This window comes from Paraburkholderia sp. FT54 (genome assembly GCF_031585635.1).
Classification (GTDB): domain Bacteria; phylum Pseudomonadota; class Gammaproteobacteria; order Burkholderiales; family Burkholderiaceae; genus Paraburkholderia.
In genome coordinates this window covers 261,556-276,457 of record NZ_CP134196.1, presented here as the reverse complement: position 1 = coordinate 276,457, position 14,902 = coordinate 261,556, and the positions used below count along the sequence as shown (strand labels likewise).

At 60.8% G+C, this 14,902-nt stretch carries 17 protein-coding genes and 2 pseudogenes; 8 read left to right on the top strand and 11 right to left on the bottom strand.

The window, feature by feature from the left end; translation table 11 throughout:
* Positions 1 to 13: 13 nt before the first annotated feature.
* A complete protein-coding gene (locus RI103_RS20690) occupies positions 14 to 1,363 on the bottom strand; it encodes an aromatic acid/H+ symport family MFS transporter (RefSeq protein ID WP_310817251.1) in 1,350 nt (449 codons plus the stop codon).
* 127 nt (positions 1,364 to 1,490) lie between these two features.
* Positions 1,491 to 2,792 (bottom strand): gallate dioxygenase, encoded by a 1,302-nt coding sequence (locus RI103_RS20685; RefSeq protein WP_310817250.1) that lies wholly within the window; start codon positions 2,790 to 2,792, stop codon positions 1,491 to 1,493.
* 539 nt (positions 2,793 to 3,331) lie between these two features.
* On the opposite strand from RI103_RS20685, the gene RI103_RS20680 reads away from it, so the two are divergent.
* Complete coding sequence (locus tag RI103_RS20680; RefSeq protein WP_310817248.1) at positions 3,332 to 3,778, top strand: SRPBCC family protein; 447 nt, start codon at positions 3,332 to 3,334, stop codon at positions 3,776 to 3,778.
* A gap of 59 nt (positions 3,779 to 3,837) precedes the next feature.
* On the opposite strand, the gene RI103_RS20675 is transcribed toward RI103_RS20680, so the two are convergent.
* Genes RI103_RS20675 through nthA form a run of 4 tightly spaced genes read right to left on the bottom strand, consistent with a single transcriptional unit; the run spans position 3,838 to position 6,057 of the window.
* Complete coding sequence (locus tag RI103_RS20675; RefSeq protein WP_310817247.1) at positions 3,838 to 4,323, bottom strand: RidA family protein; 486 nt, start codon at positions 4,321 to 4,323, stop codon at positions 3,838 to 3,840.
* Positions 4,324 to 4,361: 38 nt separating this feature from the next.
* Positions 4,362 to 4,715 (bottom strand): nitrile hydratase accessory protein, encoded by a 354-nt coding sequence (locus RI103_RS20670; RefSeq protein WP_310817245.1) that lies wholly within the window; start codon positions 4,713 to 4,715, stop codon positions 4,362 to 4,364.
* 11 nt (positions 4,716 to 4,726) lie between these two features.
* On the bottom strand, positions 4,727 to 5,392 hold the full coding sequence (gene nthB / locus RI103_RS20665; protein WP_310817244.1) for a nitrile hydratase subunit beta: 666 nt from the start codon (positions 5,390 to 5,392) through the stop codon (positions 4,727 to 4,729).
* Entirely contained in the window at positions 5,389 to 6,057 is a 669-nt protein-coding gene (gene nthA / locus RI103_RS20660; RefSeq protein ID WP_310817243.1) for a nitrile hydratase subunit alpha, read from the bottom strand. The genes nthB and nthA overlap by 4 nt, the downstream gene beginning before the upstream one ends.
* A gap of 327 nt (positions 6,058 to 6,384) precedes the next feature.
* Here nthA and RI103_RS20655 point away from each other — a divergent pair, with 327 nt between their 5' ends.
* The 3 genes and pseudogenes from RI103_RS20655 to RI103_RS20645 form a co-directional block, all read left to right on the top strand.
* Complete coding sequence (locus tag RI103_RS20655; RefSeq protein ID WP_310817242.1) at positions 6,385 to 6,711, top strand: metalloregulator ArsR/SmtB family transcription factor; 327 nt, start codon at positions 6,385 to 6,387, stop codon at positions 6,709 to 6,711.
* Between the two features lie 19 nt (positions 6,712 to 6,730).
* A pseudogene (locus RI103_RS20650) lies at positions 6,731 to 7,135 on the top strand (arsenic resistance protein); the annotation flags it as partial.
* A pseudogene (locus RI103_RS20645) lies at positions 7,132 to 7,245 on the top strand (arsenate reductase); the annotation flags it as partial. The pseudogenes RI103_RS20650 and RI103_RS20645, both read left to right, overlap by 4 nt.
* Before the next feature lie 7 nt (positions 7,246 to 7,252).
* On the opposite strand, the gene RI103_RS20640 reads toward RI103_RS20645, so the two are convergent.
* Entirely contained in the window at positions 7,253 to 7,708 is a 456-nt protein-coding gene (locus tag RI103_RS20640; RefSeq protein ID WP_310817240.1) for a hypothetical protein, read from the bottom strand.
* 156 nt (positions 7,709 to 7,864) lie between these two features.
* On the bottom strand, positions 7,865 to 8,497 hold the full coding sequence (locus RI103_RS20635) for an ABATE domain-containing protein (protein WP_310817238.1): 633 nt from the start codon (positions 8,495 to 8,497) through the stop codon (positions 7,865 to 7,867).
* Between the two features lie 173 nt (positions 8,498 to 8,670).
* Between RI103_RS20635 and RI103_RS20630 the strand changes: the two genes are divergently transcribed.
* The 3 genes from RI103_RS20630 (at position 8,671) to RI103_RS20620 (ending at position 11,135) form a co-directional block, all read left to right on the top strand.
* A complete protein-coding gene (locus tag RI103_RS20630; RefSeq protein ID WP_310817237.1) occupies positions 8,671 to 9,366 on the top strand; it encodes an alpha/beta hydrolase in 696 nt (231 codons plus the stop codon).
* Between the two features lie 92 nt (positions 9,367 to 9,458).
* Positions 9,459 to 10,313, top strand: coding sequence for an alpha/beta hydrolase (locus RI103_RS20625; protein WP_310817236.1), 855 nt, complete (start codon positions 9,459 to 9,461; stop codon positions 10,311 to 10,313).
* Positions 10,314 to 10,364: 51 nt separating this feature from the next.
* Entirely contained in the window at positions 10,365 to 11,135 is a 771-nt protein-coding gene (locus tag RI103_RS20620; protein WP_310817235.1) for an SDR family oxidoreductase, read from the top strand.
* A gap of 78 nt (positions 11,136 to 11,213) precedes the next feature.
* On the opposite strand, the gene RI103_RS20615 is transcribed toward RI103_RS20620, so the two are convergent.
* The 3 genes from RI103_RS20615 to RI103_RS20605 form a co-directional block, all read right to left on the bottom strand.
* Positions 11,214 to 12,650, bottom strand: a complete 1,437-nt coding sequence (locus RI103_RS20615; RefSeq protein WP_310817234.1) for an MFS transporter — start codon at positions 12,648 to 12,650, stop codon at positions 11,214 to 11,216.
* Positions 12,651 to 12,702: 52 nt separating this feature from the next.
* Positions 12,703 to 13,074: a nucleotide pyrophosphohydrolase gene (locus tag RI103_RS20610; RefSeq protein ID WP_310817233.1), complete on the bottom strand. Its 372-nt coding sequence runs from the start codon at positions 13,072 to 13,074 to the stop codon at positions 12,703 to 12,705.
* Between the two features lie 263 nt (positions 13,075 to 13,337).
* Entirely contained in the window at positions 13,338 to 14,069 is a 732-nt protein-coding gene (locus RI103_RS20605) for a glycosyltransferase (protein ID WP_310817232.1), read from the bottom strand.
* 413 nt (positions 14,070 to 14,482) lie between these two features.
* Between RI103_RS20605 and RI103_RS20600 the strand changes: the two genes are divergently transcribed.
* On the top strand, positions 14,483 to 14,860 hold the full coding sequence (locus RI103_RS20600; protein WP_310817231.1) for a hypothetical protein: 378 nt from the start codon (positions 14,483 to 14,485) through the stop codon (positions 14,858 to 14,860).
* Positions 14,861 to 14,902: the final 42 nt, after the last annotated feature.

The window sequence follows — 14,902 nt, the reverse complement described above, 5'->3', positions numbered from 1 at the left end:
CCCGATGACTTGCTCAGTGTGCAACTGTCGGCTGCGGTGCCGGCTCGGCGGTTCTCGTCCGTTGGGCCACCATGATGGAGAGTGCAGCCAGCGTTGCGGGCACGGCCAACATCGCGAGAATCGCGCCGAACTGCCAGCCGAGTCCGAGCAGCGCGCCGCCTATGGCGGAGCCGAAGATGCTGCCGAAGCGACCCATACCCAGCATCCAGCTCACGCCGGTGGCACGCGCAACCGTCGGGTAACGGCCAGGCGCGAACGCATTCAACCCCGTCTGCGCGCCGCTCATGCAGAAACCCGCCGCGAATACCAGCAAGGCCAGCGACGACGACAACGCGCCGATCCATGCGAGTGCGAGAACGCACAGCGCGCCGCCGAGGTAAGCCGCGCTGATCACCCGCGCCGGCCGCACCTTGTCCATCACCCAACCCACAAGAATGGCGCCGATCGTTCCGCCGATCTGGAACATCGCCGTGACGTTAGAGGCCGATGTGACTGTCAAACCCGCGTCTTTCATCAACGTGGGCAGCCAGCCCGTCAGCAGATAGATGACGAGCAGACCCATGAAATAGGTCACCCAAAGCGCCGCCGTCATGAAGCCATAGCCATGCGAGAAGAGCACGCCGATTGGCTTGCGCGTGGGCAGCGGCGGTTCGTTGGAAACGAACACCTCGCCGCCCGTAAAGCGCGCACCGCATACCCGGCCGAGAACGGCGCCGATACGCGCAGGCGACGCGCCACGCACCGCGAGCAGGCGGGCGGATTCCGGCAGCAGCCACACTTGCAACGGGATCAGCGCCAACGGCAAAGCGCCACCGAAAATCAGAACCGAACGCCAGCCATGGACAGGAATCAGCGAGCCGGCCGCAAAGCCGATCAGCGCCGAACCCAGATTGAAACCGGTGAACATGATCGTGATCATCAGCGAACGCTTGCGCTGAGGTGCGTACTCGGACAGAAGCGTCGTCGTGTTAGGCATCGCGGCGCCAAGGCCGATACCGGTCAGCAACCGAAGCACCGCCATTTCCATGGGCGAGTGAGTGAATGCCGTCGCGATGGTGAAAATGCCGAAGAGAAAAACCGACGTAATCAGAACCCACTTGCGCCCGACACGATCCGAAGCCGGACCTGCCGCCAACGCGCCGATCACGAGACCGAGCGGTGCCGCACTCATCACGAGACCAAATGCGGGGCGTGAAATCCCCCAGTCGTGAATGATTGAGGGCGCCACAAAGCCCATGATCGCGACGTCCATGCCGTCGGCTGTCACGATGAGAAAGCACAGCGCCACCAATAGCCACTGGTAGGCCGAGATGGCCCGCTCGTCGATAAACGCCTTAATGTCGATCGTCTTTCCGTTTGTCATCGATTTACTCCTGTCTCCTTGCTTTGGCGTACTGACGTAGTTGCCTGTGTTGTTTGCCGTCATGCCGCGCTTTGTTCGAGTCCGACACTACGCCTCGCGGCGGATGTATCGGCGCAGTACTTCGTCTTCAGCTCCTGCCTTTTTCCGCGTTGTCCCAATCCAGCTTGCCGGCGGTTTTCCCCGCCACCGAGTACAGTGCGCCGGGCGCATTGCGGGTGCGTTGGAAAGCCTCCAGCGTTTCTCCGCGCATGGCGGCGTAGATGTGCAGATTCGAAACGCCGGCCACGGCGCCGAGTTTTTCGAGCATGAAAAAGATCACACCGTAGTGGAGCAGACCGCGCCAGTCGCGACGGCGGATCAAGTCCCGCTCTTCGTCGCTCAACCCCGCCGCTTCGAAGCTCGCTTCCGCATCGTTCAGGAACGCTTCGCGATGAGCCGGCTCGACCATCCGATGAAGGTAATCGTTGATTCGATAGGCCCTCACGGCCACTTCGATGGTGAATGGATAGGTACCTTCGAGCTTCCCGACATCGGTGAGTTGAACCGCCATCCGCTGCCGGTGGCGTTCGACGACGGAAGGCTTCGTCTCATTCTCTTCGCCCTCGTAGATCGCGGTCGCGATGCCTGCCATCGACGGCAGGTAGTAACTGCGATGTTTGCAAACGACGTTGGACGACAGTGCGCCTCGCATCGTCAGCCACATGATCACTTCCGCGCCTTCGAAGCCGCCGAGTTCCGCGTATTCGGCAATTGTCATGTCGGCCAGTTGCTCGGGATCGTTCTCGAAGAGATCGAGAAAGCGCTGGTCCCATTCCGTGTTATTGAAACCCGCGCGCTCTCCGTGCACCTGGTGCGACAGACCACCCGTTGCGACGATCGCGACTTTGAGATCTTCCGGGTAGCTCTCGATGGCACGTCTCAGTGCCTGCCCAAGCTTGTAAAAGCGCCGCGCACTCGGAACCGGCAGTTGCAGCACGCCCATCTGCAGCGGCACCAGTTTCACCGGCCATTCGGGCTTGTGCGGGCACAGCATGGACAGCGGCGAAAAGCAGCCATGATCGAGCGCCTTGTTCTGAAAGAACGACATGTCGAACTCATCGGTCATGAGCGAGGTGCCGATGTGCGCGGCCAACTCCGGATGCCCTTTGATGGGCGGCAGATCGCGTGCGCCGCCCCCTTCGTCCGCCACGCTCCATTCGGGTCCCACGCCTAGCGTGAACGCGGAATAGTGGTCGAAAAAAAACGAAGTGACGTGGTCGTTGTAGATGACCAGCAGCACATCAGGACGCTTGTCGGCGAGCCAGCCGGCCAGCGGTGCGAAGTTTTCGAAGATGGGTGCCCACACGGGATCGTCACGCTTGTTCTTATCGAAAGCAAAACCGATGGTTGGTGTGTGCGAGGCCGCGATGCCTCCAATGATCCGTGCCATACCTGTACTCCTCCAAAAACTCATTTAGACCGCCGGCGCAGCACACTCGGATAGCGGGTGCAAAAGCGCCGCGCAAGCACTGCGTCCGGGCCGCTTCGTGGCGGCGGGGTAGAGAGTGTGCGTTTCGGGATACAAAGGTATTAATTGCATCGTCTGGCAGGAAGGGCGGGTAAACCACAAGTAGCTGACTCGAAAAGTGCAGTACTGCTTGCTCTTGCCTGATCTGACGATATCGGCAAGCCGCGCCCGTAAAGCGCTTTCGGGATCCCGTACTCCCTCCGCTCCGCGAACCGGTTGCGAAGTTCTTTCAGATCGCGATAAACAGAACAGATGGGGGTGAATCGAATTCGCAAACTCGCGAACGCACGGCGCCGGCACGAAGAGATCGTAGACGTGGTAGTAAATGGGGACCAGGCGTGTGATTTACCTGAACTGCGCGACGCCCGCGGGTTTTTCCTGGTCTTAAGCCATGTCGATACCGGCGTCGCCGGATCGTCGTATGAGTATGTCCAACTTCTCTAATGAAAGGAGAACACACCATGGCTACTGGAACCATCCACCTCCATCGCGTCTTGCGCGCTACGCCCGAACGCATCTACCGCGCCTTCCTCGAACCCGATGCGATAGTGAGGTGGCTTCCTCCCTACGGATTCACCTGCCAGGTCCACCACATGGAGGCGAAGGTCGGCGGCACCCACAAGATGTCTTTCCGTAACTTCGGCACCGGCAACAGTCACTCGTTCGGCGGCGAGTATCTCGAACTGGTGCCGTTCGAGAAGATTCGCTACTCGGACCGATTCGACGACCCGAACCTGCCCGGCCAGATGCAAGCCACCATTTCGTTGCGGCAGGTGTCGTGCGGAACCGAACTCACCATTGTGCAGGAGGGCGTGCCTGAGGTCATTCCGGTGGAGATGTGCTATCTCGGCTGGCAAGAGTCGCTTGCTCAGTTGGCGAAGCTGGTCGAGCCCGAGATACCCGACTGATGACGCATGCAGAGGCTCGCTCCGTTGCTCAAGGCGCGTAAAGGCGCCTTGAGGCGTGATCAGTCAAACTCGACCTCGGCCTCGCATTCGACAGGCACGTTGAGCGGGAGCGCCACACCGACCGCTGACCGCGCGTGCGTTCCAATGTCCGGCCCAAACAGCTCAAGGATCAAATCCGAGAAGCCATTTGCGATCCGTGGCATCAGGTCGAAAGTTGGCGCTGCGTTGATCATTGCAAAGACGCGCACCCACGCTGTAATGCGATCCAGGTCGCCGAGCGCTTTCTGAAGACTGGCCAATTGCGCGAGCGCTACGAGGCGTGCTGCCGCGTAGCCTTCGTCCGGCGAAACTTCGGCGCCGACTTTACCGACGGGTTGCGCAATCGTCCCGTCGGCATTGAGCGGCACGTGGCCCGAGACAAATGCGCGCGTGCCGCTCACGCGCACCCAGGCGAAGGGCAATGACATGCGGATGTTTGCTGGCATCTGTAGCGGCTGCGGCAAGGTCAATCCCATTTCCGCCAGCTTTGCCTCGATTCTTGCCATCGCCGTCTCCTCGGAACGTACGAAGAACAAACCGACCGTCACGCGAGCTCGATCGGCTGTCCATGCGGTGTGCGGCGCGCTGCAGCGTCCCACGCGTTGCGGCGACGCAGAAGCGAGTCGTCGGTCACGAGTCCCTTGATCGTGCTGATGCGCTCCAGCGCTGTCAGCCAATGCGAGTAGTAAGTGTCGCCGCGGTCTGCGTCGCCCGCGGCCTGCGCGGCGCGGATTGCCTCGTTCAAGCACGTTGCCCACTCAGCCCAGGTGAACATGCCGCGCTCGTATAACGCCAACGTCATAGCAAACGCCTGCGCTTCCCACGGTGCGTTGAAAACCGGCCCTGCGTCGTCGCAAGGCAGTGCTGGCAATGCTGCGCGCAGTTCGGGCAGGTTCATTGGAGCATCATTCATGGCGCAGGCGGCTGCTCGAGATACGGTTCCCAGCAATCGACGCAGACCGATGCCGCAGTCGTATCAGCTCCCCAAAGCTCAGCACTGTCGAAGCGCACCGTATAGAGCCATTGCGGTTGTTCGCCCAGGCCGACCGCGTTGGCATCGGGAAAGACATGCGTGCCATGCACGGCAACGATGCGCCCGCGTTTGCCCCGACAATAGCGCGGCAAACGGGTATGCGAGGTGGGATTGATCTGACGGGCCCGCACCCAGTCGCCAATGGCAAATCGTGCTTCGACGGCCGCGGGCCGGTCGACGGGACTGCCTCGGAACAGCGCCGCGGTGACGTCTTTGGCCATTAACACGCGCGGTACCGACACTGCTTCGCTTCTCGACTCGCCTGACTCGATTTCGTCGGCCGTAGCCAGACCGGTGCTCAGGACAAGTTTCTTCAAACCTGCAAACCAGATCTCGTAGTAACTGCTGGACAGGTATTGCACCGGCGGCAAACTCTCCCGCGCCGCGCGCGACATGTCGATGTTCCACTTACCGACTGCGCCCATGGCCAGCGTGATCGCGTGCACCCTGCGCTCCCAGTCGGCGTGAAAGGGCGAGATGTCGTTATCGGGACATATCGGACCGAAAGTCTGCATGCCACCGAGGTCCTGCGCGCCGTTCATGGTGTCCCCCGTATCGACTCGGGAGTCTTTGGCAATCCCGTGCCGATCATCGAATCACGTGTTACCAGTTCAGCTAGCGCCTCTTCGGAAAAATCAGCGGTCCCGGGCGGCTGCATGGGCAACACAAGATAGCGAACCTCAGCGGTGGAATCCCACACGCGAAACTCGACTTCCACGGGTAATTCGAAGCCGAACTCCTTCAATACACCACGGGGATCGATGACGGCACGCGACCGGTACGGTGCCGATTTGTACCATACCGGCGGAAGTCCGAGCACAGGCCACGGGTAGCACGAACACAATGTGCAGACGACCATGTTGTGCACGGCGGGCGTGTTCTCCAGCACGATCATGTGCTCGCCCTGTCTGCCCGTGTAGCCGAGCGACGCGATCGCCGCAGTGGCGTCGTCCAGCAGCCATTGTTTGTACGCCGGATCGCGCCACGCCTTTGCGATCACGCGCGCGCCATTGCGCGGCCCGACTTTGTGCTCATATGTTTCGACGAGTACGTCCAGTGCGTGCGGATCGACATACCCTTTCTCAATCAGCAGGGACTCCAGAGCGCGGACACGCAGATCCATCTCCGACAAAGCACTACCATGGTGCTCGTGAGAGTCGGTGTGCGGGTGCGTCTGGTGATGGCCATCGGGATCGTTATCGTTCATCGCCGTTCGCCGCGAACAATACTGGAGAAAACAAGTATGGTTCGTGCGGAGGGCAAATGCAATCTCGGTTAGAGGCAGCGTGTACGCATAGCCATCATGTTCGATCCAGGCCTTCGGCGTCGATCAGATCGTGCAGGACTGCCATCAGTTGAAGAAACTGTGCTTTCTTGTCGGCGAAATCTGAATAGAAAACACCCTGCGTGCAACCTGCTTCTCGGCAAGACACTTTGCGCTACCTGCTGAACCGCACCGCTACGCCGAACGCGATGTTCAACCTTCATTTCAACAGTACTTTAAATATAAAAACGAAAGGCGTATCGTGCGGTCATGAACTCGAACGTCGTGGTACGCGCCCTTGGCGCGCTCGCTCATGAATCTCGTCTGGCGATTTTCCGCTTGCTGGTCGTCGCCGGGAAAGACGGCATGGCGGCCGGCGAAATCGCGCAACAATTGGGGCTCTCCCCTTCGAGCCTGTCGTTCCACCTCAAGGACCTGACGCACGCTGAATGGGTGAAGCCACGGCAAGATGGCCGCTTCGTCATCTATTCGGCGAATTTCGATTCCATGACGGATCTGATTGCCTTCCTCACGGAAAACTGCTGCGCGGGCACGACGTGCGGCGCCAGTGACCTTCCGGGCTGTCGCGAGAAATGACCGACACTGCCACGTCGCCGCACATCTCGGCCCCTATTCGATCGGCGCGCTGCTCGCCACGCTCGTGTTGCTGTTTGCCTTCCAGGGACAGGCAATCGTCGAGGAACCGCTGGTCATCGCCATGCTCGCGGTGCCGATTCTGCTTCAGGTGTTCTTCAATTCCGGCCTCGCGTACCTGCTGAATCGCCGGCTCGGCGTTGCGCATTGTGTGGCGGGTCCGTCGAGTCTGATCGGAGCGAGCAATTTCTTCGAGCTGGCGGTTGCCACGGCGATCAGTCTGTTCGGATTCCACTCGGGCGCCGCGCTGGCCACCGTTGTCGGCGTGCTGATCGAAGTGCCGATGATGCTGCTGGTGGTCGGCGTCGTCAATCGTTCGCAGCACTGGTACGAGACGAAACAAAGCGTGAATGAACAGCGTGCATGAGCGTCACGATCTATCACAATCCCGATTGCGGCACTTCGCGCAATACGTTGGCGATGATTCGCAATGCGGGCGTCGAGCCGAAGATCATCGGGTATTTGAAGAGGCTGCCCTTAGGCGTTATTGACCGGACGCACCTGCCCTAAGAAACGCCACATAGCCGTTCTGTGTCTTGAGGATCTTCTCGGCGCACTCGTCATAGTCCGAACCTTTCGCATTGTCCGGCCCATACATGCCGCGGCACTGCGCAAAGAGAGTCAAAGTCGCGCCTGCACCTTTTGCCGCGCGGGTCGCCGAAAAGGCAACCTTGCCCGAACCACTGGGCACGTCGGTGTCGATTGCGACCGCGTCCGCGCGTGTCACGGCGGTATCGGAATGCCGCTCGATATAACGTTTCGTAAGCGCCCAAGCAGCGTCGCAGTTCGCCGGTTCGCAGTCGACCGCCGCATTGCGTTGGGCGGCGGTAAGGTTGGCTTCGTTGTGGAGAAAGTTCTGCGCTTGCCGCTCCTGCTTTTCGGGAGACGAGCAACCGGTCAGTACAAGCGCAACGAGCACAAAGGCAGCGATCTTTTTCACGAGTAAACTTCCCTAACCATGTTCGAGCGCGATTATAGCTGCGCGCCGGAAGCATTCGCAGATTCACTCGAACGGCATGCAGCGGATGGCCGCATGCGATCGGCACAATCCGCAGTTCGACGCTGCGTCGACTCCCAAGCGTCGCCATCGACTAGCTCACTCGGCTTGCTGTTCCTTAAGCCGCTTCCGGTGAGCGGCAACCTTCGCGCGGTTCCCGCAAATGGCCATGCTGCACCAGCGGCGCGCGTGACCCCGCGTGTGATCCGCAAACATCAACGTGCAGCGCGGACCTTCACATGCCTTCACCTGCGTGAAGTCTTCGTCACACACCAGGTTCGCCAACGCTTCCGCGATGGGCATCAGCAATGACTCCGGCGACTTCCAGCGCCGATTCGTGCGGAGTTCGAAGGGCGACGCGCCGCCCGTCGCATTGGCGACGATTTCTCCATATCGATCGTCCCGCTCGAGCAGCTGATTCAGCGGCGCGAGCTCACGCAGATCTCTCGCAGTCAACGGCCGCCCCTTCCTTTTCTGCGCAAATCCTCTGAACCACTCGCGCAGCGCGCGAGCTTGCGCCGCAACGGCGTCGAGCTCGGCCGGCGTGGACTGCGCAAGCAGCGCCGCGAGCGCGGCGCGCGGCGCCAATCCAGCCTGCTCCAACCAGGCCAGCAAGCCCGCTCCATCGCTAATCCAGTCGACCTGTTCATCCACCGGTGTCGCAACCGAGTTCAGGAAATCGAGGCCCGGCGCATCGGCTACGAAAATCGCGGGAATCTGACGGTAGTCCATTTTCTTGTAATCAATGTGCAATGACGATGTCAGCATCGTAACCACTAACAATGCGCTTGACAAGTTACACATTAAGTTAGTAACCTCTAAAACATAGCTATACAGGTTACAAAGAAACGGCGGATCTGGCCGTATTTCGCAAGCAGCATTCACCATTTTCAAAGGAGCGGGACATGTCTTCCGGCAATGTGAGCGCGGTGCTGGTGCACGGCGCATGGGCGGACGGATCGAGCTGGAGCAAGGTGATCGAGGGTCTGAGGGAACAGGGGATCGACGCAGTCGCTGCTCCGGTGCCGCTCACGTCGCTGAGTGAGGATGTGGCCGCCCTCGACCGGACGCTGGAACGGATCGAAGGCCCGGTGGTGCTCACCGGCCATGCGTATGCCGGTGCCGTGATCGGGTCGAGCCGGTCCGAAAAAATCAGGGCATTGGTCTATGTCGCCGCGCTGGCACCGAGTGAAGGAGAAACGGTCGGCGATGTGTTCTATCGCGGCGAAACGCATCCGCTGGCGCCGAAACTCGCGCCGGATCGACACGGCTTGATATGGCTGCCGCAAGAAGCGTTCGCCCAGGCGTTTGCGCAGCACGCGACGCCGCAGGAGCTGGCGGTGCTCGCTGCGGTGCAGCGTCCGATTTCGGTGTCGTGCGTTAGCGAAGCGGTCGGACGTCCGCTCTGGAACGACCGTCCAAGCTGGTTCCTGGTTGCCGAACAGGACCGGATGATCAACCCCGACACCCAGCATTTCATGGCCGCTCGCATGAAGGCGCACGTGCGGTCGTATCAGGCCGATCACACACCGATCGTGACGGCTCCCGACGCGGTGACACATGTCATCGCCGAAGCGGCCCAGTCGGTTTCCATTCGCTAACGGTATCCGCGAGTTCCGTACGACCGGCGATACCAACATCGTACGGTGCCTTTCGTCACCCGTTCAAAACTGTTCCACTCAGGAGGCAGACCATGACTTCAATCGCTTATCGTCACGCCGACGTACACGGCTTCAAGGTGTTCTACCGTGAAGCCGGCCGCCCTGGCGCCCCAAAGCTGCTGCTTCTGCACGGCTTTCCGAGTTCGAGCCATATGTTTCGGGACCTGATTCCGAAGCTCGCCGACCGTTTCCATATCGTCGCGCCGGATCTGCCCGGCTTCGGTCAATCCGACATGCCCAGCCGCGACGAATTTGCCTACACGTTCGACAACATCGCCAACGTCATCGAGCATTTCACCGAGGTGATCGGCTTCGACCGCTTTGCGGTCTACGTATTCGACTACGGTGCGCCCACCGGTTTGCGCCTCGCAGTCAGACATCCCGAGCGGATCACCGCCATCATTTCGCAGAACGGCAACGCTTACGCGGAAGGATTGAGCGAAGGCTGGAATCCTATCCGTGCGTACTGGCAAGACGCTTCGCCCGCGAATCGGGACGCGCTTCGCGCAATGCTCACGCACGAGATGACCGTCTGGCAGTACACGCATGGCGTACCCGACACGGCGTCCGTGTCGCCTGACGGTTACTCGCTCGACGACTTCTATCTGAGCCGGCCGGACGCGCACGAAGTACAACTCGATCTGTTCCGCGACTATCAAAGCAACGTCGCGCTGTACCCGGCATTCCAGCAATACTTCCGCGCGCATCAGCCGCCGCTGCTCGCCGTGTGGGGGAAAAACGATCCGTTCTTTCTGCCCGCCGGCGCCGACGCATTCAGGCGCGACATTCCGGGCGCCGTGGTGCGCTTCTTCGATACCGGCCACTTCGCTCTGGAGACGCACTCCACCGAAATCGCCGCGGCTATTTCGGATTTCCTCGACCGATGAAATATCCGAAGTTCTGAACCGCGGTTCATTCAATCAACCAGGAGACGCAACATGTCCAGCAAAGTCGCAATCGTGACGGGCGCAAGCCAGGGTATCGGTCGTTCGACCGCCATCAGACTGGCGCGGGATTTTGACTCGATCGTGCTCGTGGCGCGCAACCGCGCGAACCTCCAGGAGACCGCCAACGACGTGAAGAAAGCGGGCGCCGAAACGCTCGTCATCGACATCGACCTGTCTGAACCTGACGCCGCACAGCAAGTCGTCGACCGGACGCTCGCGACGTTCGGGCGGATCGACGCCTTGCTCAACATTGCGGGCGCCGTGCCGCAGATCGACGTGCTCGAGATGACCGATGAGCAATGGGACCACGGTCTCGCGCTCAAGCTGCACGGCGCGCGTCGATTGACGATCGCGGCGTGGCCGTCGTTAAAGGAGAGTTCAGGATCGGTCGTGCTGATGTCCGGGAACTCGGCACTGTTTCCCAAGGCGCCTTATGCGGCGGTGGGCACGATCAACGCGGCGATCGTGGCGCTCGCGAAAGCATTCTCGGATCGCGGCATCGCCGACGGCGTGCAGGTCAACAGCGTGTTGCCGGGACCCGTGATGACCGGCCGGCGACGCTCGTACCTGGAACATTGGGCGCCGCTGCATAACCTGTCCGTCGAAGAAGCGACAGCAAAGTTTCCGGTTGAAGCGGGTATCGCGCGTTACGGCACGCCGGAGGAGATTGCCGCGTTGATGGCGTTCGTCGTATCGCCGGAGGCGCACTGGATGACCGGTTCGACCTTACGGATGGACGGCGGAGAAGTGAAGTCGATTTGAGTCGCGGGCCACGATGCTCGCGTATCGCGGTTTAACGTTTAAACAGGCGTAATGCGCTGGCTGTACTCGCCTGTTTCGTCACGACGTCTCGCCCGTGCGCCGATGCCCGCTAACATGCGAGCCGGCATCGGGCGACAACGAAAAAACATCGGCTATCGCGATCACACTCAATGCCGCCATCATCAGAAACGCGATGGTGAAATCGGCCGGCGCCAGTGTCTGCGCGTCGTGGCCGTGCCACCACGCCGCGATCCGCAACGCAATCGCGCCGGCCGCGACGCCCATCCCCATCGTCATCTGGCCCAGCGTGCTCGATAAGGTCGACGCCCCGCTCATCTGCTGCTTCGGCACATCCGCGAAGCCGAGCGTGTTGATCGCCGTGAATTGCAGCGACCGCGCGACGCCGCTGACGAATAGCGCAAAGAGGACCCATCCATACGGCGTGGAGGCGGTCAGCAGACTCATGCTCGCTAGCGTCACCGCGGCAAACGCGCCGTTGTACAGGAGCACCGCGCGAAAGCCGAAGCGACGCAAGATCTGTGTCGTGACGAGTTTCGTCGACAGATTGCCGGCGAATACCCCGAGCGTGAGCAAGCCCGACTGAAACGGATTCATGCCGAAGCCGACCTGAAACATCAACGGCAGCAGAAACGGCACCGAGCCGATCGCGATGCGGAACAGCGACCCGCCACCGATCGCCACCATGAACGTCCTGATCCGGAACGCCGACAGATCGATCATGGGATGCGCGCTGCGTCGCAGATGGAACCACGCCGCCGCGCAAGCCGCGAGACCGATCGCCAGAAACACCAAGGCTGTGCGCCATGACGTGTCGGCGCGGCCGATCGCCTCCATCGCGTACATCACCGAGGTGCCCGCGACTCCGGTGAGCACGAAACCCAACATGTCGAACGGCCGACGATCCGTGTCGCGTTCCGCGCTGATGAAGCGCCACGCGAGCACCATGCCCGCAAGACCGAGCGGCACGTTCAGATAGAAAATCCAGCGCCACGACGAGTACGTGGTGATGAAGCCGCCGAGCGGCGGTCCAAGGACCGGCGCGACCAGCCCCGGCCACGTGATGATCGAGATCGCGCGCATCAGGCCTTCTTTAGGCGTGGCGCGCAGCACGGCAAGCCGTCCGACCGGCACCATCATCGCGCCGCCAATGCCTTGCAAAATCCGCGCGCCGGTGAATTCGACGAGGTTGTCGGTCAGCCCGCACAGCACCGATGCGGCGGTGAAGATCGCCAGCGCCGCCGTGAACACCGTGCGGACGCCAACCCGGTCGGCGATCCAGCCGCTGATCGGAATGAATACCGCAAGCGTCAACAGATACGACGTAATGCCGATGCTCAACTCGACCGGCGTGATATGAAACGAATGCGCCATCTGCGGTAGCGCGGTTGCGATGATCGAGCCGTCGAGGTTTTCCATGAACAACGCGGCCGCGACCAGCGAGGTGATCAGCGAGGAAGCGCCGGGGCGCGTAGTGGCGGATGACGAAACCGACATCGACTGACACTCCTGAGTGACGGGCTGAGGCTGCGGGAACGGTTCACTACCTTTAGTCTTTGTACTCGGAGTACTTCCGCGCGTCGCCGCGCACTTTGTCGGCGGGATATTTTTCCCGATTGAGCGCCATCTTTTCCAGCACCGCCTGAAAGAGGTCAACGTCCATCTTGTCGGCGAGCCGAACGAGGTACACCAGAACGTCAGCCATCTCGTGCCGGATAGCCGTCTGCTTCGCTTCGTCGAGTTCGCTTTTGTCGCCTGAAACAAGCCACTGAAAAGGCTCGAGTAGCTCGCTTGCCTCGACGCTTAGCGCTGTTGCCAGATTCTTCGGCGTGTGGAATTTGTCCCAGTCTCGCTCGCTGACAAACTCGCGAATGAGTTCGCGCAATGCCAATAGGTCGTTTTGCGACTCAGTCTTTTTCACGTTGCTCCCGCTGGCGCATGCCTGGAATAATTACCGAGTCCGATAGCATACTTGCAGGAACCGGTCTCCGCCAGCCTGACAACGTCGCTCGCGACGAGGTTGTGACTGTCGAATGATCGCTGTGTGAAATTGCACTGCGCTTTGGGGGGCTAACCGGCTTTGGCCGTTGCAAGCGTGGGTTTCTTGCTGGTGCTTTTTGGCCTGTCCTTGCCGCGCCAAAGTCTCTTCCCGTGATGGCGCATCGTTGAATGAGGCGAGGCGTTTTAGGGTGTGGCGTCGGAATGCTCCGAATCCTCGCACGCCTGCAATTTCGTGTCGTTAGCCATGGCGTCCGCCGCCGCCAATTGCAGACTGACCGCCCGCAGTGCCGCGCCGAAGCCGTGAGGCGCGCGCGAATCGAGACGGGCGCTGGTCACCACTCGCGTCGCGGCGCTCCATGCAACGGATGCCTTTGCTGCGATCAGCGCTTCGACGAGCGCCACGTCCTCATTTGACGCGAACGGTCTGAACCCGCCAACCGCCACGTACGCCGCAGCAGACACACCCAGATTCGCGCCATGAACATGGCGGTGCCCCTCGCGGTCCCGATAAGTCGTGACGAAATCCTGCCGCACGGCGGCGCCGTGTCCTGCCCAATCCTCGATGCTGATGACTCCGCACACCGCGTCGGTTCGACAGTCAAGCTGCTGCACGAGCCAGTCTTGCGCGACCGTTGTGTCGGCGTCGCTGAAAGCCAACCACCGGGCGCTCTGCGCCAGCGCTGTCTGTGCACCTGTCGCGCGCGCCGCGCCGACGTTGCGCATTTCTACCGATAAGATCTGCGCCCCGAGCGACGCGGCAATTAATCCCGTTTCGTCAGTGCAACTGTCCATCACAACAAAAATGCGCACCTCCTCGCCGCCGAGACCGGAATGGCGGGACGCGCGAATAATCGAAAGGATGCACGCACCAATTAGATGAGCCTCGTTATGGGCTGGAATGACGACGGCAAGCATGGTTTCTCCGTTTTTCTTCCTGGACCCCGATTCCAGGTGAGTGTCACGCATTACTCGTGATGGGTTGCGCCCAGGCGAGGCAGACGCCTACGTCGACTGGACCGAGCCAATGGACGCCCGTTGTCGAACGAGAGGCCGCGTCGCAACGAACATTGAGCACGCGCTGTGCCCGTTCGCAGGCGCACTGTGTTTCGTATCACCCGTTCATTTGACGATTCGTGCAGGAGCTTCGTAACTATTTGGGCCGAGGCATCGCCTCGACCCAACAGCCCGAAGTGGATTTCGCCTTTTGAGCGGCAAGTGCTCGGGGAAATTCATCCAACCGGCACCCATAGAGATCGTCCTTGCATCGCATTTGTCAGCTAACCGCGTCGGCCGTGCATCGGGAACAGCCGTTGCGCGGATCGGATGTCATGAGCACAAGCCATCTTGCGTTCATTCCTTTTAATCTTCCACGCCACAGGCTAACTATGAAACTCCTCACTACCCAGAGCGGACTACCCCGTGTTTCGTGGGGCTCTGTGATCGCGGGGGTCATCCTCTCGCTGATTGCCTATCTGATTCTGAGTGTGCTCGGCGCGGCGATCGGCACGTCATCGCTCTCGCCTCTTTCCCGTCCCAATCCTCTGCAAGGATTCGGATTTGGCTCTGGCAGCGGCAAAACGAGGAACGAGCGCTTTCTGGACGGCGGCGCTGGCGCCGGCAAAACCGAAAAAGAAGAAAGCGCGACGCTGAACGGCAGAGCGCATGCAGTGCAAACCACCAGTGGTGGAACGACGGTTGCTGAGTAGCTCAACGCCGGCACGTGCCTGCCCCTTTACCCTCACCGAGCC

Excerpts from the sequence above, each read along its gene's own strand:
- RI103_RS20690 (WP_310817251.1), bottom strand. The coding sequence starts at position 1,363 with ATGACAAACGGAAAGACGATCGACATTAAGGCGTTTATCGACGAGCGG.
- RI103_RS20685 (WP_310817250.1), bottom strand. The coding sequence starts at position 2,792 with ATGGCACGGATCATTGGAGGCATCGCGGCCTCGCACACACCAACCATC.
- RI103_RS20680 (WP_310817248.1), top strand. The coding sequence starts at position 3,332 with ATGGCTACTGGAACCATCCACCTCCATCGCGTCTTGCGCGCTACGCCC.
- RI103_RS20675 (WP_310817247.1), bottom strand. The coding sequence starts at position 4,323 with ATGGCAAGAATCGAGGCAAAGCTGGCGGAAATGGGATTGACCTTGCCG.
- RI103_RS20670 (WP_310817245.1), bottom strand. The coding sequence starts at position 4,715 with ATGAACCTGCCCGAACTGCGCGCAGCATTGCCAGCACTGCCTTGCGAC.
- nthB (WP_310817244.1), bottom strand. The coding sequence starts at position 5,392 with ATGAACGGCGCGCAGGACCTCGGTGGCATGCAGACTTTCGGTCCGATA.
- nthA (WP_310817243.1), bottom strand. The coding sequence starts at position 6,057 with ATGAACGATAACGATCCCGATGGCCATCACCAGACGCACCCGCACACC.
- RI103_RS20655 (WP_310817242.1), top strand. The coding sequence starts at position 6,385 with ATGAACTCGAACGTCGTGGTACGCGCCCTTGGCGCGCTCGCTCATGAA.
- RI103_RS20635 (WP_310817238.1), bottom strand. The coding sequence starts at position 8,497 with ATGGACTACCGTCAGATTCCCGCGATTTTCGTAGCCGATGCGCCGGGC.
- RI103_RS20630 (WP_310817237.1), top strand. The coding sequence starts at position 8,671 with ATGTCTTCCGGCAATGTGAGCGCGGTGCTGGTGCACGGCGCATGGGCG.
- RI103_RS20625 (WP_310817236.1), top strand. The coding sequence starts at position 9,459 with ATGACTTCAATCGCTTATCGTCACGCCGACGTACACGGCTTCAAGGTG.
- RI103_RS20620 (WP_310817235.1), top strand. The coding sequence starts at position 10,365 with ATGTCCAGCAAAGTCGCAATCGTGACGGGCGCAAGCCAGGGTATCGGT.
- RI103_RS20615 (WP_310817234.1), bottom strand. The coding sequence starts at position 12,650 with ATGTCGGTTTCGTCATCCGCCACTACGCGCCCCGGCGCTTCCTCGCTG.
- RI103_RS20605 (WP_310817232.1), bottom strand. The coding sequence starts at position 14,069 with ATGCTTGCCGTCGTCATTCCAGCCCATAACGAGGCTCATCTAATTGGT.
- RI103_RS20600 (WP_310817231.1), top strand. The coding sequence starts at position 14,483 with ATGAGCACAAGCCATCTTGCGTTCATTCCTTTTAATCTTCCACGCCAC.